This window comes from Burkholderia sp. PAMC 26561 (assembly GCF_001557535.2).
In the GTDB taxonomy this organism is placed as follows: Bacteria; Pseudomonadota; Gammaproteobacteria; order Burkholderiales; family Burkholderiaceae; genus Caballeronia.
This window is the reverse complement of record NZ_CP014306.1, coordinates 1,932,792-1,954,403: the sequence shown is the minus strand read 5'-3', so window position 1 is coordinate 1,954,403 and position 21,612 is coordinate 1,932,792. Positions and strand designations below refer to the sequence as shown.

Here is a 21,612-nt window from a genome sequence, read left to right as displayed (position 1 = left end):
ATCGTAATCACAAGCGCCTCTACAATACCGGCACTCCGTTAGCCGGCGTCCGCAAAACCGCAGCACGAACACGATCCGAACACATGTATAGAGCATCACTGCAGACCACAAAAGTTTCCATCGGCAAAGGGTGGCGCGCTGTCACGGCGCTGGCCGTGGTTGTATCGGCGCTAGGTATGGGCCTGAGCACGCCCGCCGAGGCCCGCAGCGGCGGCGGCACAAAAGCAGAATCGCAAAAGCAGGCCGGCAAAAGCGCGGTCGCGAGGACGACCAAGGCGGTCAAGACCACCAAGGCCGAGAAGGCCGCCAGGAAGAACAACTTCGAGCGCGTCGCGGTTCCCGCCGGCCCGTTGCCGCCCACCGTCATGGCAGCGCTCGCACGGGCGCACGTACCGCTTTCGTCGATGAGCGTGGTGGTTCAGCGCATCGGCGCCGGCGGCGTACCGCTCGTCGCGCTCAACGCAAACGTGCCGATGATGCCCGCGTCCACCATGAAACTGGTCACGACCTACTCGGGTTTGTCGCTGCTGGGACCTGACTATCGCTGGAAAACGACGGCCTATGCCGACGGCGAAGTCGATGCCAACGGCATCCTTCACGGCAATCTTTATATCCAGGGCACCGGCGATCCCAAACTCGTGCCGGAAGAACTGATCGATCTCGTGGACCAGATCCGCCGCAACGGCATTTCGGGCATCGACGGCGCGCTGGTGCTGGACAAGCGTTACTTCGATCCGTCGACACGCGACCTCCCCGCCTTCGATGCCGACGAAACCGCGCCCTATAACGTCGGTCCCGACCCGCTGCTCTACGCGTTCAAGTCGCTGTCGTTCACGCTGACGCCGAATCCGGAAGGCGGCGTGTCGATCGACGTCTTGCCGCAACTCGCGCAACTTCAGATCGATAACGAATTGCGCGTGACGCGCGGCGCGTGCGCGGGGACGCTCCCGGCGGCGTCGCCAAGCGTGGCGCAAACTTCGGGCGGCTTCGTGCAGGCATCGTTCATTGGCGACTATCCGCTGCGCTGCGGTCCGCGCACGATCAACGTCGCTGCGCTCGATCACTCGACGTTTTTCGCGGGCGGTTTCCTCGCGCTGTGGAAACAGGCGGGCGGCACCTTCGCCGGCGTGACGCGCGAAGGCCCGACGCCTTCCAGCGCGCGGCTTGTCGGGACGCATCGCAGCCCGGTGCTCTCGGACATCGTTCGCGATATCAACAAGTTCAGCAACAACGTGATGGCGCGTAATTTGTTCCTGACCATCGGCGCCGCAACCGGCAAACCACCGGCGACGACGCAGAAATCGGCGGCAGCCATTACCGCGTTCCTGCATCGAAGCGCCCTGCCCATGTCGGGTCTGTATCTGGATAACGGTTCGGGTCTGTCGCGCGAAGAACACATCACGGCACAGTCGCTCGCCGACCTGCTGACCGCGGCGAATTCCAGTCCGGTCGCGCAGGTCTTCACGGAATCGCTGCCGATCGCCGGCGTGGACGGCACCATGCGCAACCGCCTGACGAACGCAGGCGCGCTCGGCAACGCGCACATCAAGACGGGCACGCTGCGCGACGTCCGCGCGATCGCAGGTTACGTGGGCGCGGCGAACGGCGAAAGCTACGTGGTGGTGAGCATGATCAACGACCCGCGTGCCGAAGCTGCGCGCGCCGCGCACGATGCCTTGCTCGAATGGGTCTACGAAGGCGCGCGCCGCACGGGATCGATGGATTGAAGGCAACGCAAAACCCACTCCGGCGATGCGCACAAGCACAGGGAAACCCTCGTAGGAAACAACTCAAATTATCTTAAAAGATTCGGTAAGCTATCGCCACGCAAGCCGACAGGCTCGCCGAGACGCTCGTCGACCGGCACCTCGAAGCGGCATGCAGACCACAGACTAGATAAACGAGGAACGAGGAGATGACGCCGATGAAACCCGCCCAGACCATTCCCGCCGCGCGCCGGACCTACTGGCTGCGCGCTGTGCAAACCGCGATGGCGTGCGCAGCCATCGCCGCATTGGCCGCGTGCGGCGGCGGCGATGACAACAATAACAACACGCCCGCGGGCGGCGTGAAGCTGCAGGTGGTGTCGTTCGGCGACAGCCTGTCCGATGTCGGCACGTACGCGCCCGTCGCCACGGCGAACTTCGGCGGCGGCCGCTTCACGACGAACCCCGGCCAGGTCTGGACGCAAAACGTCGCGCAGTATTACGGCGACACGCTCACCGCCGCGAATACCGGCGGCTTTGGCGTGCCGCTTCAGGCAGGAACCGGGCTGGGCTATGCGCAAGGCGGCTCGCGCGTGACGTTGCAACCGGGCGTCGGCCATGCCACGCCGGGCACGGCGAACGCGGACTTCTCGCAAGCCACGACGATTCCGGTCAACGATCAGGTCTCGCAGTACATCGCGTCGCACGGCACGTTCAACGCCAACCAGCTCGTGCTGGTGAACGGCGGCGCCAATGACATCTTCTATAACCTGACTGTCGCGCAAGCGACTGCTGCGGGAATTCAGGCGCAGGTCGCGGCTGGCACGCTTGCGCCGGCTGATGCGCTTGCCGCCGGCAACGCGGCGCAAAAAGCCGCGACGACCGCGATTAGCCAGGCGGCTATCGACCTGGCCACGGTCGTCGGACGCGTCGTTCAGGCAGGTGCCACGCATGTGCTGGTATCGAATGTGCCGGATATCGGCGGATCGCCACAGGGGCTTGCCAGCGCCGACAAAGGCGTGACGCTGTCGCAAGTCACGCAGTTGTTCAACGGCACGCTGCAAGGCGCGCTGCAGCAGGCGGGGCTGTTGTCGAAGGTGATCTACGTCGATGCCTACACGTGGGTCGATGGTGTCCAGGCCAACTATCAGTCGAACGGCTTTTCGGTATCGAATACGGGCACGGCCTGTAATCTTGCCGCGATGATCGCTGCCGCCACGAAAGCCGGCCAGCCGAACCCGACCGCGTTCGGCACGTCGCTGTTCTGCTCGCCGCAGACGTACACGGTGGCGAACGCCGACCAGACCTACATGTACGCGGATACCGTACATCCGACGACGCATCTGCACGCGCTGTTTTCCACCTACGTTGAACAGCAGGTTGCGAAGGCAGGGTTGGGAAAATAAGCTTCGTTTGAAGCAGGGGAAATACGAAACGCCCGGTTCTTTCGAGACCGGGCGTTTTTTTTCGATTGAATCAAGCAGCAGGCTGTTCCAGGCGGTTGATTCGCACGATGCTAATCCGGCGCCGATTCCCGAGCCGAACCAGGCCCGTCAACGCAATCACTCCTGCTCTTCAAACGCCGCCGCCGCGCGGCCAAGCCGGTCATTCACGGCACTCCATTCCGCCGATACCGGCAGCGTCTCGATCAAGATCCGCTCCACGTCCTCGCGATCGAGCTTGCGCAGCAAGCCGTACAACTCGCGCGCGTAACTTTGCGGATCGTCGGGCGCAGCGATGAACCGGACGTTGGGCGCATCGGCCCATTTCCCCGCGCTCGATGCCCGCGCGACCAGCGCCAGCTTTTTATCGGCGTTCAGAGGGTGCGCTGCGAGCAGCGGTTCCAGCGCATCGAACGGCAACAATCGCAATGGCGTGCGCGGCGCGTAATGCGCCTTGAGCGTCCCGGATGCGCGAGGCGCGCTCGCATCGGTGCCATCGGGAAGACGCGGCATCACGCCGAGAACGTCCGCAATTTCCGCCGGACTCACGTGCCCCGGCCGCAACAACGCCGGAAAGCCACGCGATAAATCCAGGATCGTCGATTCGATACCCACCTTCGCCGCACCGCCATCGAGCACATGGACGCTCGTGCCGAATTCATCGCGGACATGTTGCGCCGTGGTCGGGCTGACGTGCCCGAACCGGTTCGCCGATGGCCCCGCCACGCCGCCGTGACCGTTGCGTAAGGCGCTGAACGCGCTCAGCAAAGCCTGCGCGACCGGATGCGACGGACAGCGGATCGCGACCGACTCCTGCCCACCGCTGACCGCCGCGGGCACGTGCGCCGCGCGCTTCAGGATCAGCGTAAGCGGGCCGGGCCAGAAGGCATCGATCAGTTTTTGTGCATCGGGGACAAGCGTCTCGACCCAGTACGCGGGATCGCTGCCGGGCGCGAGATGCACGATCACCGGATGATTCGACGGCCGCCCTTTGGCCGCATAAATCCGCGCGATCGCCTCGGGATTCCCGGCATCGCCGCCGAGCCCGTAGACCGTTTCAGTCGGAAACGCGACGAGCTGGCCGGCGTCGAGCAACGCGGCTGCTTCCGTGACCTGCGCGACGCTGGGTGCTTCGAAGGTCATTCTCGTCAGTCCAGCGCGATGTGCAGCAGGCGGGCGCAGTCGCGCGCCGCCGCACGCACTTCTTCCAGCGTCGTCGCCGTGAAATTCACGTGGCCCATCTTGCGGCCCGGACGCGCTTCTTCCTTGCCATACAGATGCAAACGCGCCGTCGGCATGGCGATGACCTCGTGCCACGGCGGGATGTGGGCCTTGGCGCCATCGAACCAGACGTCGCCGAGAATGTTCAGCATGGCGGCCGGCGAATGCTGGCGCGTATCGCCGAGCGGCATGCCGGTCATCGCGCGTACTTGTTGCTCGAACTGGCTGGTCGCGCAGGCGTCCACCGTGTAATGCCCCGAATTGTGTGGACGCGGCGCCATTTCATTGGCGATCAGCGACCCGTCTTCGAGAATGAAAAACTCCACGCACAACACGCCGACGTAATCCAGCTTCGCGGCAATCGTCAGCGCGGCGTCCTGCGCCTGGGCCACGAGCGCATCGGTTGCATCCGGCGCCGGCACGACGGTCTTCGCCAGGATTCCGCCAACGTGCTGGTTCTGCGCGAGCGGGAAAACGGCAGATTTGCCATCGCCCGCGCGCGCGATCAGTACCGACACTTCGAATTTCAGCGGCATGCGTTTTTCGAGCACGCAGGGCACGCCGGCAAGCGATCCATATGCGGTGCGGACTTCGTCGACGTTGCGCACGCTCGTCTGGCCCTTGCCGTCGTAACCGAGGCGCGCCGTTTTCAGGATCCCGGGCAAGACGGCGGCGATCTGTTCATCGCTCAGGGCCGCGAGCGCTTCCGGCGACTCGATCACCACATGCGGTGCCACCGGCACGCCCGCGGTTGCGATAAACCGCTTCTCCGCCACGCGATCCTGGGCGATCGCCACGCACCGTCCGGCCGGGCTGACAAACGTGGTCTTGGCGAGGAAATCGAGACTGGCGGACGGCACGTTCTCGAATTCCGTCGATACCGCCGCACACAAGCGCGCGAGTTCGGTGAGCGCGGTTTCGTCGTCGTAGGCGGCGCGGATGTGTTTATCGGCGACGGAACCAGCCGGGCTCGTTTCGTCCGGATCGAGGACCGCCACGCGATAGCCCATGGATTGCGCAGCGAAACAGAACATGCGGCCGAGCTGGCCGCCGCCGACCATGCCGAGCCATGCGCCCGGCTGGATGGGAGAACTGGGTTGGGTGTGTGCGTTCATCGTGTGGGGTCGGTCAGCCGGAAGTGTTACTGAAGCTGCTGGATTTAGAGCGGCGGGAGGACCATTGCATGCGCTGCGTCGTTCTGGCGGGCGCGGAAAGCGGCGAGTTTGTCGGCATAGGCGCTCTGCGTCACAGCAAGAATGGATACCGCGAACAACGCGGCGTTCGCCGCCCCCGCCTCGCCGATGGCAAACGTCGCGACCGGCACGCCCTTGGGCATCTGGACGATCGAATGCAGCGAATCGACGCCCTTCAGGTATTTGCTCGATACCGGCACGCCCAGCACCGGCACCGTGGTTTTAGCGGCGAGCATGCCCGGCAAATGCGCCGCGCCGCCTGCCCCTGCGATGATCGCCGCCAGTCCGCGCGAACGTGCGCTTTCAGCGTAGACGAACATCTCGTCGGGCATGCGATGCGCTGACACGACCTTGGCCTCGTACGGCACGCCGAAGTCCTGCAGGATCGCGACGGCATTTTTCATCACGTCCCAGTCGGAACTGGAACCCATCAACACCCCGATCAACGGTGCGTCATGCGTGTGGGCCTGGACTTCGCTCATCGTGCTGCTTTCCTGTGGTTTGGGTCTGTTCGTTCGAGGCGAGAAGCGTGACTTTACGCCAGCGACTGGCCGGTCAGGCGCTGCAACGCCTCTTCATACTTTTCGGCTGTCTTCGCGATGACATCGTCAGGCAGTTTCGGCGCCGGCGGCGTCTTGCCCCACGATTGCGTTTCGAGCCAGTCGCGCACGAATTGTTTATCGAACGATGGCGGGTTCGTACCCACCTGGTAACCGTCCGCCGGCCAGAAGCGCGACGAGTCCGCCGTCAGCACTTCGTCCATCAGGAACAGTTCGCCGCGGTTGTCGAGCCCGAATTCGAACTTCGTATCCGCGATGATGATCCCGCGCGTCGCCGCGTATTCGGCCGCTTCCTTGTACAGCTTGATGGAAATATCACGAATGGTCGCCGACAGTTCCGTGCCGATACGGCGTTCCATGTCGTCGTATGTGATGTTTTCGTCGTGATGGCCCATTTCGGCCTTCGCTGCCGGCGTGAAAATCGGCTCGGGCAGCTTTTCAGCGTTCTGCAGGCCCGGCGGCAATTCCACGCCGCATACCGAACCCGTCGCCTGATAGTCCTTCCAGCCGCTGCCGGCCAGGTAACCGCGCACCACCGCTTCCACCAAAATCGGCTCGAGGCGCTTGACCACGACCGCGCGGCCGGCGACTTGCGGCGCTTCGTCGGCGGAAACGACGGTCGCCGGATCGATGCCCGTATTGTGGTTCGGCACGATGTGCTTGAGTTTCTCGAACCAGAAATCGGCCATTTGATTCAGCACGCGGCCCTTGTTCGGGATCGGCTCGCCCATGATCACGTCGAACGCGGACAGCCGGTCGGTCGTCACGATCAGGAGCTTGTCGGTGCCGACAGCGTAATTGTCGCGGACCTTGCCGCGCCCGAGCAGGGGCACCGATTTCAGCGTGGATTCGTACAGCGGGGAATGTTGGGTGGACATGTCATCTACCGGAAAAGTGCTGCAACGTCGGGCTAGGAAAGAATGATCAGGAGACAAACGAAAAAACCAACACGCCGTTCCCCGGGAATTGCGGGAACGGCGGGTTGTATTGATTCTGTTCGTGGCCGATTCAGCGTCATTGTAAACGCGTCCGGCGGTTGTCTCGAATTTACTCGGGACGAACCGCCGTAAACCTTGCTTACTTCGCTTTCACTTCACGATCTGAGCCAGTTCGCCGGACTTGTACTTTTCGGCGATTTTATCGAGCGGAATTGGTTTGATCTTGCCTGCCTGGCCTTCGCAGCCGAATTGCACGTAGCGTTCGAGGCAGATTTTCTTCGCGGCTTCGCGCGCCGGCTTCAGGTAATCGCGTGGATCGAATTTCGACGGATTCTCGCCGAAATAGCGGCGGATCGCGCCTGTGATGGCGAGACGCAAGTCGGTATCGATATTCACCTTCCTCACGCCGTGACGAATCCCTTCCTGGATTTCCTCGACCGGCACGCCGTAGGTTTCCTTCATGTCGCCGCCGAACTCGCGGATTTCGGCCAGCAGGTCCTGCGGCACCGATGACGACCCGTGCATCACCAGATGCGTGTTCGGGATGCGCTGATGGATTTCCCTGATCCGTTCGATGGCGAGGATATCGCCGGTCGGCTTCTTGGTGAACTTGTACGCGCCATGCGACGTGCCGATGGCGATTGCGAGCGCATCGCACTGCGTTTGCTTGACGAAGTCGGCCGCTTGTTCCACGTCGGTCAGCAGTTGCTCGCGCGTCATGGTGCCTTCGGCGCCGTGGCCGTCTTCCTTGTCGCCCTTCATGGTTTCGAGCGAGCCGAGCACGCCGAGCTCAGCTTCCACCGTCACGCCGATGGAATGCGCCGCCTCGACCACTTTGCGCGACACATCGACGTTGTATTCATACGATGCGACGCTTTTGCCGTCGGCTTCGAGTGAGCCGTCCATCATCACGCTGGTGAAACCGCTGCGGATGGCGGCCATGCAGACTGCCGGCGACTGGCCGTGGTCCTGGTGCATGACGACGGGGATATGCGGATAGGATTCGACCGCCGCTTCGATCAGGTGGCGCAGGAACGCTTCGCCGACGTATTTTCGTGCACCTGCGGATGCTTGCATGATGACCGGCGCGTTGACTTCGTCGGCGGCGGCCATGATGGCCTGGACTTGCTCCAGGTTGTTCACATTGAATGCTGGAAGCGCGTAGCCGTGGTCGGCGGCGTGATCGAGTAGTTGTCGCATTGAAACGAGAGGCATTGCTAACTCCTTGAGATGAAACTAGTTTTTCTGTCTTGATTTATTTGCCTGCGGCAGGCTTTCCTTCTGCTTGCGGCGGTTGGGCGGGATTTTAGCTTCGGGCACAGGGCGCCCTGACGCGATTGCGTACGGAATGGCGCTTTTTGATTAGGTTTTTACGGGGGGCACGCGGGTTACTAGAGAGGGAGTTCAGAGGTGCGGGGGCAGGGTCTATGTCGGGTTGCTGCTCTTCAGGCTTTCGCGCGTTTTGTTTTGGCTGATCTTTTTCGCACTATTAGCCACTGTCCGTGGCGGGACTTCATTTCTTTGTCCAACGGCGACAAAGAAACGAAGCAAAGAAAACGCCTCTCAACCGCTAGTTCTTAAGTGTCCCGAGCGTGCACGTACAACTGTTTGGTTCTTCAGAAGAACGCTCGACGCCGGAATTCAGAACACTTGAACCCCTCCCCCTCCGAACACAGATACCCACACGCTTCGCCACCAGTAACTGTGGCAGTCAATACGGAAACCTGCGCAACCCATAGCAACGGCGGAGCCCATTGCGAGCCCGTAACGGGTCTACAACATCTTCGCTTGCCTGACACTTCTTCACCAGTACAGCCGCCCCTTGCGTTTGGGCAAGAGCGCGCGCAGCGCGGAGGCCTAATTAGCGGATTCCCACACTGGTGGCGAAGCGTGTGGGTTGCCGTTGACGGAGGGGGAGGGTTTCAAGTGTTCTTGATTGCGGCGTCGAGCGTTCTTGTGAAGTACCAAACAGTTGTCACTGCACGCTCGGGACACTTAAGAATTAGCGGTTGGGAGGCGTTTTCTTTGCTTCGTTTCTTTGTCGCCGTTGGACAAAGAAATGAAGTGCCGCCACGCACAGTGGCTAATAGTGCTAAAGAGATCAGCTAGAACTTAACCCGCGGTAGCCTAAAGAGCAGCAACCCAGCAAATACCCCCAACCACTAAGAACCCAAACCCCTCCCCCAAGCGCCAGCGCCCTTAAAACGGATCCCCCACCCTCACAATCTTCATCGCGTTAGTCCCACCGGCTTGCCCCATCGGCTCCCCGACAGTCAACACCACCATATCCCCACGCGCCGCGTACCCCTTCGAAACAACAACCTCAAGCGCCTGCTGAAGCGCAACATCGCGATCGGTGTTCGTATCCAGGTGCAACGAAGTAACATTCCGATAAAGCGCCATAGTGCGCTCACTACCAATCCGCGGCGTCAAGGCAAAAATCGGCACATGCGACCAATGCCGCGACATCCACAGCGCCGTCGCGCCCGACTCCGTCAACGCAACAATCGCCTTCGCCCCAAGGTGATACGCCGTGAACAACGCACCCATCGCAATCGACTGGTCGATACGCGTGAACGTCCGGTCCAGGAAATCCTTGTCCAGTTCGCTCTGCTCCGATTTCTCGGCCTCAAGGCAAATCGCCGCCATCGTCTCGATGGTCGTCACCGGATATTTCCCCGCCGCCGTCTCAGCCGACAACATCACGGCGTCCGTCCCATCCAGCACGGCATTCGCCACGTCCGATACCTCCGCGCGCGTCGGAACCGGCGCGTGGATCATCGATTCCATCATCTGCGTGGCGGTGATCACGAACTTGTTCGACTCACGCGCCATCCGGATCATGCGTTTCTGCAATGCCGGAACCGCCGCGTTGCCCACTTCCACAGCCAGATCGCCACGGGCAACCATGATGCCGTCGGAAGCATCGAGAATGCCCTGCAGCGCCGGAATGGCTTCCGCACGCTCGATCTTCGCAATCATCTTCGGCTTGATGCCGTAAGGCGCGCCCGCAATGTTCGCGAGTTGCCGCGCCATTTCCATGTCCGTGGCGTTCTTCGGAAACGATACCGCTACGAAATCGGCGCCGAGCGACATGGCCGTCTTGATGTCCTCCATGTCCTTCTCGGTCAGCGCCGGCGCGGTCAGCCCGCCGCCCTGCCGGTTGATGCCCTTGTTGTTGGAGAGATCACCGCCCACTTTCACGGTCGTGTGAATCTCTTCACCAATCACGCGCACCACGTCGAGCACGATCAGGCCGTCGTTGAGCAACAGCACGTCGCCGCTGCGCAGGTCGCGCGGCAGATCCGGATAGTCGAGGCCGACGCGTTCGTCGTTGCCGAGTTCACAGCGTGCATCGAGAATGAACGGGTTGCCGGCAATCAACGTGACCTTGCCATTCTCGAACTTGCCCACGCGGATCTTCGGGCCCTGCAGGTCGGCCATCAGCGCAACCTCGCGGCCGCATTGCTTGGCGGCGTCGCGAACGTATTGCGCACGCTGACGATGGTCGTCGGCGGTGCCGTGGGAAAAGTTGAAACGAACCACGTCGAGACCGGCCTGGATCATTTGCAACAGGATCTCAGGGGAGCTGGAAGCCGGGCCGATGGTGGCGACAATCTTTGTAGCGCGATGCATGGAATTCCTCGTCTGGGTGGTATCGCCTGAAACAGCGCTGCGAGTACGGTGTGCTGACGGGGATTCAGTTGTCTCCGCCTGCGGACGCGCGCCGGATCGTGCCGGCGTCGCTTTGTGATGGCTGTTCGATAACGCTCCGGGGCCAGGTATCAGCGACGCTGCACTCGCGCCGCCGATCATGACCGCCGTTTCCTTCTTCAACTTGCCGCTACGCCGGGCGGGAACGCGGGCCGGGCGCTTCGGCTTTGCGTCGTCTTCAATGCCTTGATCGCTTTCGGCTGCAGATGAAAGCGCGTCCGGCGTGGACGCAGTAGACGTAGCAACCGCCTCGACCGCGCGGGCATGGCGCGCTTCTTCGCCCACGCTGCCCTCCACGTCCTCGACCATCTTCTCCGCCAGCTCTTCCACGGCCAATACAGACCGCTCGTTATCCGACTCCGACGTGGCTTTTGTCATGAGATCAGGCCCGCGATTCGAGCACTTCTACCGCCGGCAACGTCTTGCCTTCCAGGAACTCGAGGAACGCGCCGCCGCCCGTCGAGATGTAGGAAATCTTGTCGTGGATGCCGTATTTCTGGATGGCCGCGAGCGTGTCGCCGCCGCCTGCAATCGAGAACGCCGACGAGTTCGCGATGGCGTCCGCCAACGTCTTCGTGCCGTTGCCGAACTGGTCGAATTCGAACACGCCGACCGGACCGTTCCATACGATCGTGCCGGCCTTTTCCAGTTGCGCGGCGAGCGCCTTGGCGGTGTCCGGACCGATATCGAGGATCAGGTCGTCGTCCTGGACCTGGTCGACGGCCTTCGTTTCGGCCTTCGCGGTCGCGGCGAATTCCTTCGCGGTCACGACGTCGCTAGGAATGGGCACCGATGCCCCTCGCGCACGCGCTTCGCTGATGATGGTCCTGGCTTCATCGACGAGATCCTTTTCCGCCAGCGACTTGCCGATATTCAGGCCGGAAGCCAGCATGAACGTGTTGGCAATGCCGCCGCCCACGATCAACTGGTCCACTTTCTCGGCCAGCGACTTGAGGATGGTGAGTTTCGTCGATACCTTCGATCCCGCCACGATCGCGACCAGCGGACGCTTCGGCTCGCCGAGCGCCTTGCCCAATGCGTCGAGTTCAGCCGCGAGCAGCGGACCCGCGCACGCCACGGGCGCGTATTTCGCAATTCCGTGCGTGGTCGCTTCAGCCCGGTGCGCCGTGCCGAATGCGTCGTTCACGTAGATATCGCAAAGTTTGGCGAGCTTCTGTGACAGCGCGTCGTCGTTCTTCTTCTCACCCTTGTTGCAGCGGCAGTTCTCGAGCAGCACGACCTGACCCGGCTGGACCTGGACACCATCGACCCAATCGGCCACCAGCGGCACGTCGCGGCCGAGCAATTCACCAAGACGCCTGGCCACCGGTGCGAGCGAATCCTCGGGCTTGAACTGGCCTTCGGTCGGACGGCCAAGGTGGGACGTGACCATGACGGCCGCGCCCGCGGCAAGCGCCTGCTGAATGGCCGGCACCGATGCGCGCACGCGCGTGTCTTCAGTGATGTTGCCCTGATCGTCCTGCGGCACATTGAGATCGGCACGGATGAAAACACGTTTGCCGGACACTTTGCCTTCGGCGATCAGATCGGTGAAACGCAGTACTTTCGTCATGGGAGTCAGCGTGTGAGCGGGTGATTGGAAAGCGGTTCGGGCGATTGGAAATCACAGGCCGGAACCAAAGGCCTGCGGCTCGCGAGAGAGTGCTACGGGGAAATTGAAGCGGAAGCGGTGTGCTTGCGGTTGGGCGAACGATGCAGTCCCGATGCAGACGACAAAGCGGATCGCGCCGCAGACCGATGCGTCGAAACGGCTGGGCGTGACAGCGGAGACTGAAGCGACTGGAGCGATTGAAGCGCTTGTGCGGTGACTGCCGGATACACGATCGACCTCATTGGACACGACAGCAAGATCGCCATTTTAACCGATACCCACCGCCCGCCAACGCTGCAAACGCAAATCCCCGGGATTCGGGATTGCTCACAATGCCTTGCACATCATGGTGCGGCGCAGCATGAAATCAGGCGAAGAGCCGCAATCCGGTGAACACGATCATGCCCACGACGATCGTCCCGAGCATGCTCCGCCGCCACAAAAACCAGGCAAGGCCGCAGAGCGACGCATACAGCGCGTGGTTCGAAAACGCGATGGACAGTCCATCCGGCGTGCTCAGCAAATCGGGCACGACGACCGCGACGAGCGCCGCAGCCGGTGCATAACGCAAGGCGCGCTGTACCCGCTCGGGCAAGATCATGCGTTCGCCGCCGATCAGGAACAGTGCGCGCGTCAGGCCCGTGATCAGCGCCATGCCGGCAATGGCAAGCCAAATCTGGGCGGCGGTCACCGGGCGCTCCGGGTATTTTTGGCGGGGGCATCGAGTTTGGCACGGGGCGGTTCAACGGCCGGATCTTTCGGCGCGGCGCGCACGCCCAACTTCTCCGCCATCAGATCCACGAACGTCCCGGCCAGCAACGCCGCGACGACCGCCAGCGGCAACGACAACCGATAAGGCAGGTCCAGCGTGATCAGCGCAACGACGCTCGCCACGCCCACGGCCGCAAGTGTGGAGCGCGTGGCGATCGCGGACACGATCAGCGGAACGAGCGCGAGCGTACCGGCAAGCTCGAGTCCCCAGTTATCCGGGAAAACGCTCGCAAGCAGAATCCCCACGATCGATGAAACCTGCCACGACGACCAGCTCGTCGCGGCCAGCCCCCAGAAGAACGCCTCCTTGCCGGGCTGATAGCCGACCGGGAAATTGCGCTTCGAGAACATCAAATAGATGATGTCGCCATTGAAATAGCCGAGCACCAGCCGGCGGCGCAGCGGCAGATAGCCGAAATGCGGCGCAAGTCCCGCGCTGAAGATGACGAAGCGCAGGTTGACCATGGCGGCGGTCAACAGGATGGTCCAGAGCGGCAGCTTGGCTGCCAACAGCGGCAGCACGGCGAGTTGCGATGACCCGGCATAGGCTGCGAGCGACATGCCGAGCGCTTGCGGCACGGTGAGCACCGACTTCGCCATCGCGATACCGGTCACGAGGCCCCACGAGAACGTCGCCGGAACCGCCGGAGAGAGCGTCTTGACGCCCTCGATGAATGCGCGTCGGTTGGTATCGGACAGCCGGTCGAACATGAATGTGAGTGCGCGTTGGGTGCAGTCGGGGTGCAGTCGGACGGTGACCTGGGGTGAGCTGAGCGCTATTTGTGCGCCGATTCAGCTCGCGCTGGACGCACCGCATGACGGCGAAAGGCGAATTATAGCGGCGTGAAAGGCGCCAAATGGCCGACGCCGCCCATTTTTTAATCGAAAAGACGCTAAAATGACGGTCTTTGGCCGTCTGGCCGCGTGCCGGATCTGCATCGAAATCCGGGTTCCCGTGCATACGTGGAACCGCGCCGGCGGCCCATTCAAACACGTGCACCACACTCGCCAGGAGAAACGTATGTCAATGGCCGACCGCGACGGCAAGATCTGGATGGATGGCAAGCTGATCGACTGGCGCGACGCCAACATCCACGTGCTGACCCACACGCTGCACTATGGCATGGGCGTTTTTGAAGGCGTGCGCGCCTACAAGACCGGCAGCGGCACGTCGATCTTCCGCCTCAAGGATCACACCAAGCGTCTGCTTAACTCCGCCAAGATCTTCCAGATGGAAGTCCCGTTCGACCACGCCACGCTCGAAGCGGCGCAGCTCGAAGTGGTCGGCGTGAACAAGCTCGAATCCTGCTATATCCGCCCGATCATCTGGGTGGGGTCGGAAAAGCTGGGTGTATCGGCGAAGGGCAACACCATTCACGTCGCAATCGCCGCATGGCCGTGGGGCGCCTATCTCGGCGACGACGGCATTGCCAAGGGCATCCGTGTCAAGACGTCGTCGTTCACGCGTCATCACGTGAACGTGTCGATGGTGCGCGCCAAGGCGTCCGGCTGGTATGTGAACTCGATCCTGGCCAATCAGGAAGCCATCACAGACGGTTACGACGAAGCGCTGCTGCTCGACGTCGACGGCTACGTGTCGGAAGGCTCCGGCGAAAACTTCTTCCTGGTGAACAACGGCAAGCTGTACACGCCGGACCTGGCTTCGTGCCTCGACGGCATCACGCGCGACACGGTGATCACGCTCGCACGCGACTTCGGCATTCCGGTGATCGAAAAGCGCATCACCCGCGACGAGGTCTACACCTGCGACGAAGCGTTCTTCACCGGCACGGCCGCCGAAGTCACGCCGATCCGCGAGCTGGACAATCGCACTATCGGCGAAGGCAAGCGCGGTCCGATCACGGAGAAGCTGCAAAGCGCGTTCTTCGATATCGTGAGCGGCAAGAACGATAAGTACGCGGACTGGTTGTCGACGGTCAAGTAAGGCGGTCAAGCGAATATCTCGGCGGACCGGCGAAAAGCCCGTTCGCCGCGTCCCCAGAATAGAACGTAGAAACGAACCCGAACGAGATTCCTCATGAGCGAACTGAAGGAAATGCCGCTGGTGCAGTTGTCGGCCAAAGACGTGCCGGCGTTCTGCCCAAATCCGAATATGCCGCGCTGGAGCACGCATCCGCGCGTGTTCCTCGATATCTCGCACGGCGAAGCGCGCTGCCCGTATTGCGGCACGCGCTACAAGCTGAAAGACGGCGAAACGATCAAAGGCCATTGAGCGCGCTGCTCGGCCCAAGCCGGTTTCACGAAGCGCTCGGGCAATCCGATCCGCGGCTCCAATCTGGTCGCGGACTGAATCGCGCTTGCACGCGCGTGCTTTGCTTGATGGCATCCACGGGCAAAACACCGCACATCGACGTCCGGCGCACTGCGCGCGGGACGCCAACCACCCCATTTGCACCGACCCGCCTCGCCAAGACAGCGTGTGCTGCGTCATTTTCGAGATTGGAATTTAATTAGATGCGTCGCGCGTTGGTTATCGCCCCGAACTGGATTGGTGACGCATTGATGGCGCAGCCGCTGTTCTCGCTGCTCAGGAAACTGCACCCACGGATTGTCATCGACGCCGTCGCGCCCGCCTGGGTCGCGCCCGTGCTCGAGCGCATGCCCGAGATCCACGATGTCTACGCCACCGATCTCGCGCACGGCAAGCTGCAGATGCTGCGCCGTTGGCAACTCGCGAGCGACCTGCGCGACGTGGGCTACGACGCCGCGTACGTGCTGCCGAACTCGTTCAAGTCGGCGCTGATCCCGTTCATGGCGGGCATCAACCTGCGCGTTGGCTACAAAGGCGAAAGCCGCTACGGCCTGCTCAACGTGCGGCACGCCAATCCGCCGAAAGACCAGCGCCCGCCGATGGTCAGCCAGTACGCCGCACTCGCCTATGCACCGGGCGCAAAGCTGCCGTGGCTGCAGGAAAACGCCACGGCTCCCATGCCCGTGCCACGCCTCGATCTCGACCTGAACGAAGCTGCACGCGTCTCCACGCGCTTCAATCTCGATACCCGCGCGCCGCTCGTTGTGTTCTGCCCCGGCGCCGAGTTCGGCCCGGCCAAACGCTGGCCGCCGGAGCATTTCGCGTCTCTGGCGCAGTTCATCGCGCAGTCGTTCCCGTATGCCCGGATCGTCGCGCTTGGCTCGCCCAAAGACGCGCCGCTCGCGCAGGCGATTGCGGACCGCGCGCCGAACGTGCGCAACCTGTGCGGCCAGACGTCTTTGGGCGAAGCGTGCGCGCTGATCTCGCGTGCGAGCGCCGTGGTCACCAACGATTCCGGCCTGATGCATGTCGCAGCCGCGCTGCGCCGCCCGCTGGTCGCGGTGTTCGGCTCGACCGACCCGCGCCACACGCCGCCCCTCTCCGATCTCGCAAAGGTACAATGGCTGCACCTCGAATGCAGTCCGTGCTTTGCCCGCGAGTGTCCGCTGGGTCATCTGAACTGCCTGCGCGAGCTCGGCGCGGATCAGGTTTTCGGCGATCTGCGCGGCATGCTGATGACGCAGCGTAGTTGACGCAACGTAGTTCACGCAACGTAGTTCACGCCTGCGACATGCCAATGCCACCCAAGCGGGGGCATGCTTTTGAAACTTGACCGAACCGTGGCGTTTTTTGTCCGCAAAACACTGGACGCCGTGCATCGAACGTTAGAGACCCACTAGCCATGCCACGTTTTGCCCGCCTCTTCGAAGCCGCCGCCGATACCCTCAACGCCTACTACCAGGCCGTCGCGGAGGGCAATGTCGACAGCGTGATGGCGCTGTGGATCGACGAGGAATTCGCCACGTTCATCTGTGCGGACGGCTCGCACCTGAGCGGCCTGGACAGCATACGCGCGGGTCTTGCAACGCAACTCGAAAACCTGCCGATCACAGTCGAGCCGCTCGATATCCGTGTCTACGACAGTCTCGGCACCGTGGTCTACGCGATCGCCGAAGCGCATCAGTCCACCGAGCCCGGCAGCACGCCCGCCATGGTTTTCAGCACCTACGTGATGGTTCACGAACGTGGGGAATGGCGCATAGCACATATCCACGCGAGTGCGATGCCAGACGAAGCGGCCGGCCAGGTTGCTGCCAAGATGCGTCATGGACAGGGTCCGCTGCACTGAAATGGAATTCGCGGGCGCGGCAAGCTGGAACGCCTTTATCAGTGGCTTGGGGATTGCTGTCCTCGATGTACCGATGCTCCGACCGCACCTCGTTTGATAACGCGCCATGAAACGCGATTCATCTCACCTCATTGCTCCCGGCCCGGCGCGCGCGACGGCATCGGAAACTGACGCGCCCGACTCTGCCCTCGACGCGCTCGTCGATCCGATAATCGATCTGCTGTACCAGGCGCCGCGATGGCTGCCGAGCGCTCACGCCCAAACCATCGTGCCCGCGTTGTTCGCCCGCCGGCCGATGGTCCAGTACAAACGAGAACGATGGACCACGCCGGATGGCGATTTCATCGACCTGGACTGGCTCGACAGTGCTGTAGACACCGCAAGGCCTCAAGCCAAGGCACCGCTTTTCGTGCTGTTCCACGGTCTGGAAGGCAGTTCCGATTCCCATTACGCGCGTGTGCTGATGGCCGAAGCGAAGGCGCGCGGCTGGCATGGCGTCGTGCCGCATTTTCGCAGTTGCAGCGGTTCGATGAACCTCCTGCCACGCTTCTACCATCTCGCCGACAGCGCCGAAGTCGACTGGGTTCTGCGCCGTCTGAAAGCACAACACAATGGGCCGGTCGTTGCGGCGGGTGTATCGCTGGGAGGCAACGTGTTGTTGCGATGGCTCTGCGAGCAGGAACAGGACGCCACAGCCGTTCTGGATGCCGCCGCCGCCATCTCCGCGCCGCTCGATGTCCACGCGGGCGGCCACGCAATATCGCAGGGATTCGGCATGGTCTACACGCGCAGTTTCCTCAAGACGCTCAAGCGCAAGGCGCTCGCCAAGCTCGAACAATACCCGGGCCTTTTCGACCGCGACGCCATGCTCGCCGCGCGCACCATGCACGCATTCGATAACGCCGTCACCGCGCCCGTCCACGGTTTCCGCGATACCGACGACTACTGGACCCGCGCCACCACGCGGCCTTTCTTGCCGCAGATCGCCGCGCCGACGCTTGTCCTGAACGCCCGCAACGATCCGTTCCTGCCGGGGCGCGTGCTGCCATCGGCGACGGAAGTATCAGCCACCGTCACGCTCGATCAACCCATGCACGGCGGCCACGTAGGGTTCATGATCGGGCCGTTTCCGGGGCGTATCGACTGGTTGTCGCAGCGGGTTTTCGGTTATTTGCAGACGCACGTGAAGCAGGCAGCACCAGCATCAGCACCCACTACGGATTCCACGCATGGATGAGATCGTCAAGCAGGCGCTGGCCAAATGGCCGAACGTTCCGCATTGCACCGGATGGCTGCTGCTCGACCGGCGCGGCCAGTGGCGCATGCGCGACGACGCCGCGCAAGCCGCGAATCTGCCTGGCGATATCATCCGCCACGACGCGCTCCTCGGCTTCATCAACCGCAATTACGCCGCCGATGACGCCGGCCAGTGGTTCTTCCAGAACGGCCCGCAGCGCGTGTATGTGGAGTTGGGGTACACGCCGTGGATCGTGCGACTGTCCGAGGCGAATGGCGCGCTCAAGCTGACGGATCACGCGGGTGGCGGGTTCGAACCATCCGAAGCGTGGCTGGATGACCAAGGGAACATACTCTTCTCGGATTCGACGCGCATTGCCGCCTTGCACGATCACGACCTGGATCTGTTTTCATCGAATGCGGAACTCGATGAAAACGGCGGCATTTTTCACTTCGCGCCGGGCGTCGATCTAACGCTGCAACGCATTGCGCGCCACGATGTGGCGGAACGTTTCGCCTTCGTCACCAGTCCTGCGGCCAGGGCAGCGGCGGCCTAACTGTCGTCCTTCTCCATCTCGCGCTCTTCCTTGTAGCGCGTTTCGAAATCGCGCAGCCGCGCGGATATCGTCGATAAATCGTAGAAACCCGCGTTTTTCAGATCGCGCGCCGCCTGCAACTGCCGGATAGCCGATGGCCACGCGCCGTCGAGCGCCAGCTTCTCCGCCATCGCGCGATGCTGCTGCATTGCGTCGTTCGCGCCCGCGCTCGCTTGCGCCAGGTAACGCCACCAGTCGGGCTGATTCGGGTCATCGCGGGTTTCGCGGCGCGCCAGCGCCTGGGCTTCCGTAAAACGACGCGCGGACAACAACGCCTGCAAATGCGTTTCGATAGCCGCGTGCGATGCAGGCCAGCGCACCTGGGCGATATCGGCGAGATGGATGGCTTCGTTGTCGTGACCGGCGAGGCGCGCGATATCGGCGGCGAGGACATCGAGGCTCGGCGAGCTGCGATCCTGCGGACGTTTTGCGGCGATGGTGCCGAGATTCACCACGGTGGCTGGCGTTTTTGCAGCGTTCAGCGATGCCAGCGCGGCGCTCGCCGGAGACGCGACATCGATTGATGACGTGGATGGAAGCGGGTTGCTGGCGTGGGCAACCATCGGCGCCTTTTGTTCCGCCGAAGCCGGACGGTCCTCCTGCGCGGGCTCGGCATCGAACACTTTGCGCGCCTCGGCGAGCGATGCGTTCGCGGCATCGTAATCGCGCTGCAGCGTCTGCGCGAGCGCGATCCCATACCAGTTAGCGGCCACGTTCAGCGCAGTCTGATCCTCGATTTCCGAGCGCAGCCGGGTGGCGACATCGCGATATTCACTCGTCGAATTCGCCTGCAGCACGCGGGCACGCGCCCTGACAAAACCGTATTCCGGCTCCTGCCGCGGCTGACGATACGGCACCCGGCGCGCACGGTCTTCCATGTCGGCCATGCGCTCGCCCGTCAGCGGATGCGTTCGCAGATACGGCGGCACGCCGTTATCGCCCATCGCGGTCCGGTCGAGCCGCGCGAAAAACGAGACCATTGCGTACGGATCGTAGCCGGCCGCGCTCAACATCTGGAAGCCAACGCGGTCCGCCTCGTGCTCCGCCGAGCGCGAGAACCGCAACTGGTTATCGAGCGCGAACGCCTGGCCGCCCATCGCGATGCCCATCCCCAGGTCGCCGCTGTGCGCCACCACGCCCGCGAGCACGCCGAACAGCATGGCCGCGAGCGCCGCATAACCGCTGCGCTCGCTCGAACCCATCATCCGCGCGATATGCCGTTGCAGCACGTGTCCCATCTCGTGCCCAATCACCGATGCCAGTTCCGACTCCGTCTGGCTCGTCGCAATCAATCCGGTATTCACACCGATAAAACCGCCGGGCATCGAGAACGCGTTGATCTGCGGATCGCGCACGGGAAAGAGATCGAAGTCCGGCAAATAACCGCCGATGTACTGCGTCGCCGCAGCCGCCGACAAACGCGCCGCCACCGAGTTGAGGTAATCGCGGATGAGCCAGTCGTCGAGGTAATCGGGGTCGCGCCGAAGATCGCGCATCAGGCGCTCGCCGAGACGGCGCTCGGCTTGCGGGGTGAGCGCGCCGCCGGAACCATCGCCGAGATCGGGGAGCTGGAGCGCGTTCATGGATGCCTGCAGTCCCGCTTTTTCGCCCGGACGGTTGGCGAAGCGCGCCGCGGCGCCGCCGTAGAGGCCGAAGACGTTGGCATCGATGGTAGCGGTCGGCGTGGTCAGTGCGTCGCCGGATGGCGGTGCGGATGCCGATGCTGATGCCGTTGGCGCCGCTGTCTGCGCGAACGCGCCGGGAGGCAGGCCCACGGTCAGGCACAACACGGCGGCGATCAGGCGGTTTGGACGCATGGCAAACTTGCTATACGGTTGGCCGGGGCGGCGGTCACGATCGGCTGGAAAAGCTTATCGTAGCAGCGTGAGCGCGCACGGACCACCCGCCTGGATCGCCGCACGCCGCTGGTATGATGAGCGCCCGATGCAAGGAGAATTCATGTCCGGACTTACACATTTCGATGCTTCTGGCGAAGCGCACATGGTCGATGTCGGCGACAAAAGCGAAACCCGGCGCATTGCCGTTGCACGCGGTTCCATCGCGATGCTGCCCGCCACGCTCGCGCTGATCCGCGACGGCAAGGCAAAGAAAGGCGACGTGCTGGGTGTCGCGCAAATCGCCGCGATCCAGGGCGCGAAGCGCACGTCGGATCTGATTCCGCTATGCCATCCGCTGGCGCTGACGCGCGTGGCGGTGGATTTTTCCATCGATGAGACTTTGCCCGGCGTGCATTGCGAAGTGCGGGTCGAGACGGTTGGAAGAACCGGCGTGGAGATGGAAGCGCTGACGGCCGTGCAGATCGGCTTGCTGACGGTTTATGACATGTGCAAGGCGGTGGATCGCGGGATGACGATCACCGATGTTCGCGTCATGGAGAAGCACGGGGGGAAGTCGGGGGATTGGGTGGCGAAGGACTGATTCCTTCAACTAACCCGTTGCATATGAACCAAGGCCGTCCCAGCTTGCGCTGAAACGGCCTTG

General features: G+C 62.8%; 19 protein-coding genes. 9 read left to right on the top strand and 10 right to left on the bottom strand.

What is annotated here, in order from left to right; all coding sequences use genetic code 11:
- The first annotated feature begins 83 nt into the window (after positions 1-83).
- Positions 84-1,727, top strand: coding sequence for a D-alanyl-D-alanine carboxypeptidase/D-alanyl-D-alanine endopeptidase (gene dacB, locus AXG89_RS09095; RefSeq protein WP_231941308.1), 1,644 nt, complete (start codon positions 84-86; stop codon positions 1,725-1,727).
- A 188-nt stretch (positions 1,728-1,915) separates the two neighbouring features.
- The gene (locus AXG89_RS09090; RefSeq protein WP_086386625.1) at positions 1,916-3,112 is read left to right on the top strand and encodes an SGNH/GDSL hydrolase family protein; all 1,197 of its coding nucleotides are present in this window, start codon (positions 1,916-1,918) and stop codon (positions 3,110-3,112) included.
- Positions 3,113-3,268: 156 nt separating this feature from the next.
- Here the strand turns inward: AXG89_RS09090 and AXG89_RS09085 are convergent, their stop codons facing one another.
- The 9 genes from AXG89_RS09085 to AXG89_RS09045 all read right to left on the bottom strand — a co-directional run bounded on the left by AXG89_RS09085 (position 3,269) and on the right by AXG89_RS09045 (position 13,868).
- Entirely contained in the window at positions 3,269-4,291 is a 1,023-nt protein-coding gene (locus AXG89_RS09085) for an L-threonylcarbamoyladenylate synthase (protein WP_062169342.1), read from the bottom strand.
- A 5-nt stretch (positions 4,292-4,296) separates the two neighbouring features.
- Positions 4,297-5,484, bottom strand: a complete 1,188-nt coding sequence (locus tag AXG89_RS09080; RefSeq protein ID WP_062169340.1) for a 5-(carboxyamino)imidazole ribonucleotide synthase — start codon at positions 5,482-5,484, stop codon at positions 4,297-4,299.
- Between the two features lie 44 nt (positions 5,485-5,528).
- Positions 5,529-6,044, bottom strand: coding sequence for a 5-(carboxyamino)imidazole ribonucleotide mutase (gene purE, locus AXG89_RS09075; protein WP_062169338.1), 516 nt, complete (start codon positions 6,042-6,044; stop codon positions 5,529-5,531).
- 53 nt (positions 6,045-6,097) lie between these two features.
- Positions 6,098-7,000 (bottom strand): phosphoribosylaminoimidazolesuccinocarboxamide synthase, encoded by a 903-nt coding sequence (locus tag AXG89_RS09070; RefSeq protein WP_061998660.1) that lies wholly within the window; start codon positions 6,998-7,000, stop codon positions 6,098-6,100.
- A gap of 210 nt (positions 7,001-7,210) precedes the next feature.
- Complete coding sequence (fba, locus tag AXG89_RS09065) at positions 7,211-8,275, bottom strand: class II fructose-bisphosphate aldolase (RefSeq protein ID WP_062169337.1); 1,065 nt, start codon at positions 8,273-8,275, stop codon at positions 7,211-7,213.
- Between the two features lie 984 nt (positions 8,276-9,259).
- Positions 9,260-10,696, bottom strand: a complete 1,437-nt coding sequence (gene pyk / locus AXG89_RS09060) for a pyruvate kinase (RefSeq protein WP_062000714.1) — start codon at positions 10,694-10,696, stop codon at positions 9,260-9,262.
- A 460-nt stretch (positions 10,697-11,156) separates the two neighbouring features.
- Positions 11,157-12,347, bottom strand: a complete 1,191-nt coding sequence (locus tag AXG89_RS09055; RefSeq protein ID WP_062169335.1) for a phosphoglycerate kinase — start codon at positions 12,345-12,347, stop codon at positions 11,157-11,159.
- 406 nt (positions 12,348-12,753) lie between these two features.
- Positions 12,754-13,041 carry an AzlD domain-containing protein gene (locus AXG89_RS09050; RefSeq protein WP_442857250.1) on the bottom strand — a complete coding sequence of 96 codons (288 nt, stop codon included), beginning with the start codon at positions 13,039-13,041 and terminating at the stop codon, positions 12,754-12,756.
- Positions 13,042-13,073: 32 nt separating this feature from the next.
- Positions 13,074-13,868 (bottom strand): AzlC family ABC transporter permease, encoded by a 795-nt coding sequence (locus tag AXG89_RS09045; RefSeq protein WP_061998629.1) that lies wholly within the window; start codon positions 13,866-13,868, stop codon positions 13,074-13,076.
- 310 nt (positions 13,869-14,178) lie between these two features.
- Here AXG89_RS09045 and AXG89_RS09040 point away from each other — a divergent pair, with 310 nt between their 5' ends.
- The 6 genes from AXG89_RS09040 (at position 14,179) to AXG89_RS09015 (ending at position 19,071) form a co-directional block, all read left to right on the top strand.
- Positions 14,179-15,102, top strand: a complete 924-nt coding sequence (locus tag AXG89_RS09040) for a branched-chain amino acid transaminase (protein ID WP_062170460.1) — start codon at positions 14,179-14,181, stop codon at positions 15,100-15,102.
- Between the two features lie 93 nt (positions 15,103-15,195).
- The gene (locus AXG89_RS09035) at positions 15,196-15,390 is read left to right on the top strand and encodes a zinc-finger domain-containing protein (protein ID WP_047895834.1); all 195 of its coding nucleotides are present in this window, start codon (positions 15,196-15,198) and stop codon (positions 15,388-15,390) included.
- Between the two features lie 242 nt (positions 15,391-15,632).
- Positions 15,633-16,682: a lipopolysaccharide heptosyltransferase II gene (gene waaF / locus AXG89_RS09030; RefSeq protein WP_062169331.1), complete on the top strand. Its 1,050-nt coding sequence runs from the start codon at positions 15,633-15,635 to the stop codon at positions 16,680-16,682.
- Positions 16,683-16,831: 149 nt separating this feature from the next.
- A complete protein-coding gene (locus AXG89_RS09025; RefSeq protein WP_061998627.1) occupies positions 16,832-17,278 on the top strand; it encodes a nuclear transport factor 2 family protein in 447 nt (148 codons plus the stop codon).
- A gap of 106 nt (positions 17,279-17,384) precedes the next feature.
- Complete coding sequence (locus AXG89_RS09020; protein WP_082771377.1) at positions 17,385-18,515, top strand: hydrolase; 1,131 nt, start codon at positions 17,385-17,387, stop codon at positions 18,513-18,515.
- The gene (locus tag AXG89_RS09015) at positions 18,508-19,071 is read left to right on the top strand and encodes a DUF2946 family protein (RefSeq protein WP_062169330.1); all 564 of its coding nucleotides are present in this window, start codon (positions 18,508-18,510) and stop codon (positions 19,069-19,071) included. Before AXG89_RS09020 ends, AXG89_RS09015 begins: the two co-directional genes overlap by 8 nt.
- On the opposite strand, the gene AXG89_RS09010 is transcribed toward AXG89_RS09015, so the two are convergent.
- Positions 19,068-20,927 carry a M48 family metalloprotease gene (locus tag AXG89_RS09010; RefSeq protein WP_062169327.1) on the bottom strand — a complete coding sequence of 620 codons (1,860 nt, stop codon included), beginning with the start codon at positions 20,925-20,927 and terminating at the stop codon, positions 19,068-19,070. The genes AXG89_RS09015 and AXG89_RS09010 overlap by 4 nt on opposite strands.
- Positions 20,928-21,069: 142 nt before the next feature.
- Here AXG89_RS09010 and moaC point away from each other — a divergent pair, with 142 nt between their 5' ends.
- The gene (moaC, locus tag AXG89_RS09005; RefSeq protein WP_062169325.1) at positions 21,070-21,549 is read left to right on the top strand and encodes a cyclic pyranopterin monophosphate synthase MoaC; all 480 of its coding nucleotides are present in this window, start codon (positions 21,070-21,072) and stop codon (positions 21,547-21,549) included.
- The last annotated feature ends 63 nt before the right edge of the window (positions 21,550-21,612 follow it).

What these genes read in the sequence shown, in the direction of transcription:
- AXG89_RS09015 (WP_062169330.1), top strand. Translation starts at nt 18,508, where the DNA reads ATGGATGAGATCGTCAAGCAGGCGCTGGCCAAATGGCCGAACGTTCCG.
- moaC (WP_062169325.1), top strand. Translation starts at nt 21,070, where the DNA reads ATGTCCGGACTTACACATTTCGATGCTTCTGGCGAAGCGCACATGGTC.
- dacB (WP_231941308.1), top strand. Translation starts at nt 84, where the DNA reads ATGTATAGAGCATCACTGCAGACCACAAAAGTTTCCATCGGCAAAGGG.
- AXG89_RS09080 (WP_062169340.1), bottom strand. Translation starts at nt 5,484, where the DNA reads ATGAACGCACACACCCAACCCAGTTCTCCCATCCAGCCGGGCGCATGG.
- AXG89_RS09035 (WP_047895834.1), top strand. Translation starts at nt 15,196, where the DNA reads ATGAGCGAACTGAAGGAAATGCCGCTGGTGCAGTTGTCGGCCAAAGAC.
- AXG89_RS09070 (WP_061998660.1), bottom strand. Translation starts at nt 7,000, where the DNA reads ATGTCCACCCAACATTCCCCGCTGTACGAATCCACGCTGAAATCGGTG.
- AXG89_RS09050 (WP_442857250.1), bottom strand. Translation starts at nt 13,041, where the DNA reads ATGGCGCTGATCACGGGCCTGACGCGCGCACTGTTCCTGATCGGCGGC.
- AXG89_RS09085 (WP_062169342.1), bottom strand. Translation starts at nt 4,291, where the DNA reads ATGACCTTCGAAGCACCCAGCGTCGCGCAGGTCACGGAAGCAGCCGCG.
- AXG89_RS09040 (WP_062170460.1), top strand. Translation starts at nt 14,179, where the DNA reads ATGTCAATGGCCGACCGCGACGGCAAGATCTGGATGGATGGCAAGCTG.
- AXG89_RS09045 (WP_061998629.1), bottom strand. Translation starts at nt 13,868, where the DNA reads ATGTTCGACCGGCTGTCCGATACCAACCGACGCGCATTCATCGAGGGC.
- AXG89_RS09025 (WP_061998627.1), top strand. Translation starts at nt 16,832, where the DNA reads ATGCCACGTTTTGCCCGCCTCTTCGAAGCCGCCGCCGATACCCTCAAC.
- AXG89_RS09010 (WP_062169327.1), bottom strand. Translation starts at nt 20,927, where the DNA reads ATGCGTCCAAACCGCCTGATCGCCGCCGTGTTGTGCCTGACCGTGGGC.
- waaF (WP_062169331.1), top strand. Translation starts at nt 15,633, where the DNA reads ATGCGTCGCGCGTTGGTTATCGCCCCGAACTGGATTGGTGACGCATTG.
- AXG89_RS09055 (WP_062169335.1), bottom strand. Translation starts at nt 12,347, where the DNA reads ATGACGAAAGTACTGCGTTTCACCGATCTGATCGCCGAAGGCAAAGTG.
- purE (WP_062169338.1), bottom strand. Translation starts at nt 6,044, where the DNA reads ATGAGCGAAGTCCAGGCCCACACGCATGACGCACCGTTGATCGGGGTG.
- pyk (WP_062000714.1), bottom strand. Translation starts at nt 10,696, where the DNA reads ATGCATCGCGCTACAAAGATTGTCGCCACCATCGGCCCGGCTTCCAGC.
- fba (WP_062169337.1), bottom strand. Translation starts at nt 8,275, where the DNA reads ATGCCTCTCGTTTCAATGCGACAACTACTCGATCACGCCGCCGACCAC.
- AXG89_RS09020 (WP_082771377.1), top strand. Translation starts at nt 17,385, where the DNA reads ATGAAACGCGATTCATCTCACCTCATTGCTCCCGGCCCGGCGCGCGCG.
- AXG89_RS09090 (WP_086386625.1), top strand. Translation starts at nt 1,916, where the DNA reads ATGACGCCGATGAAACCCGCCCAGACCATTCCCGCCGCGCGCCGGACC.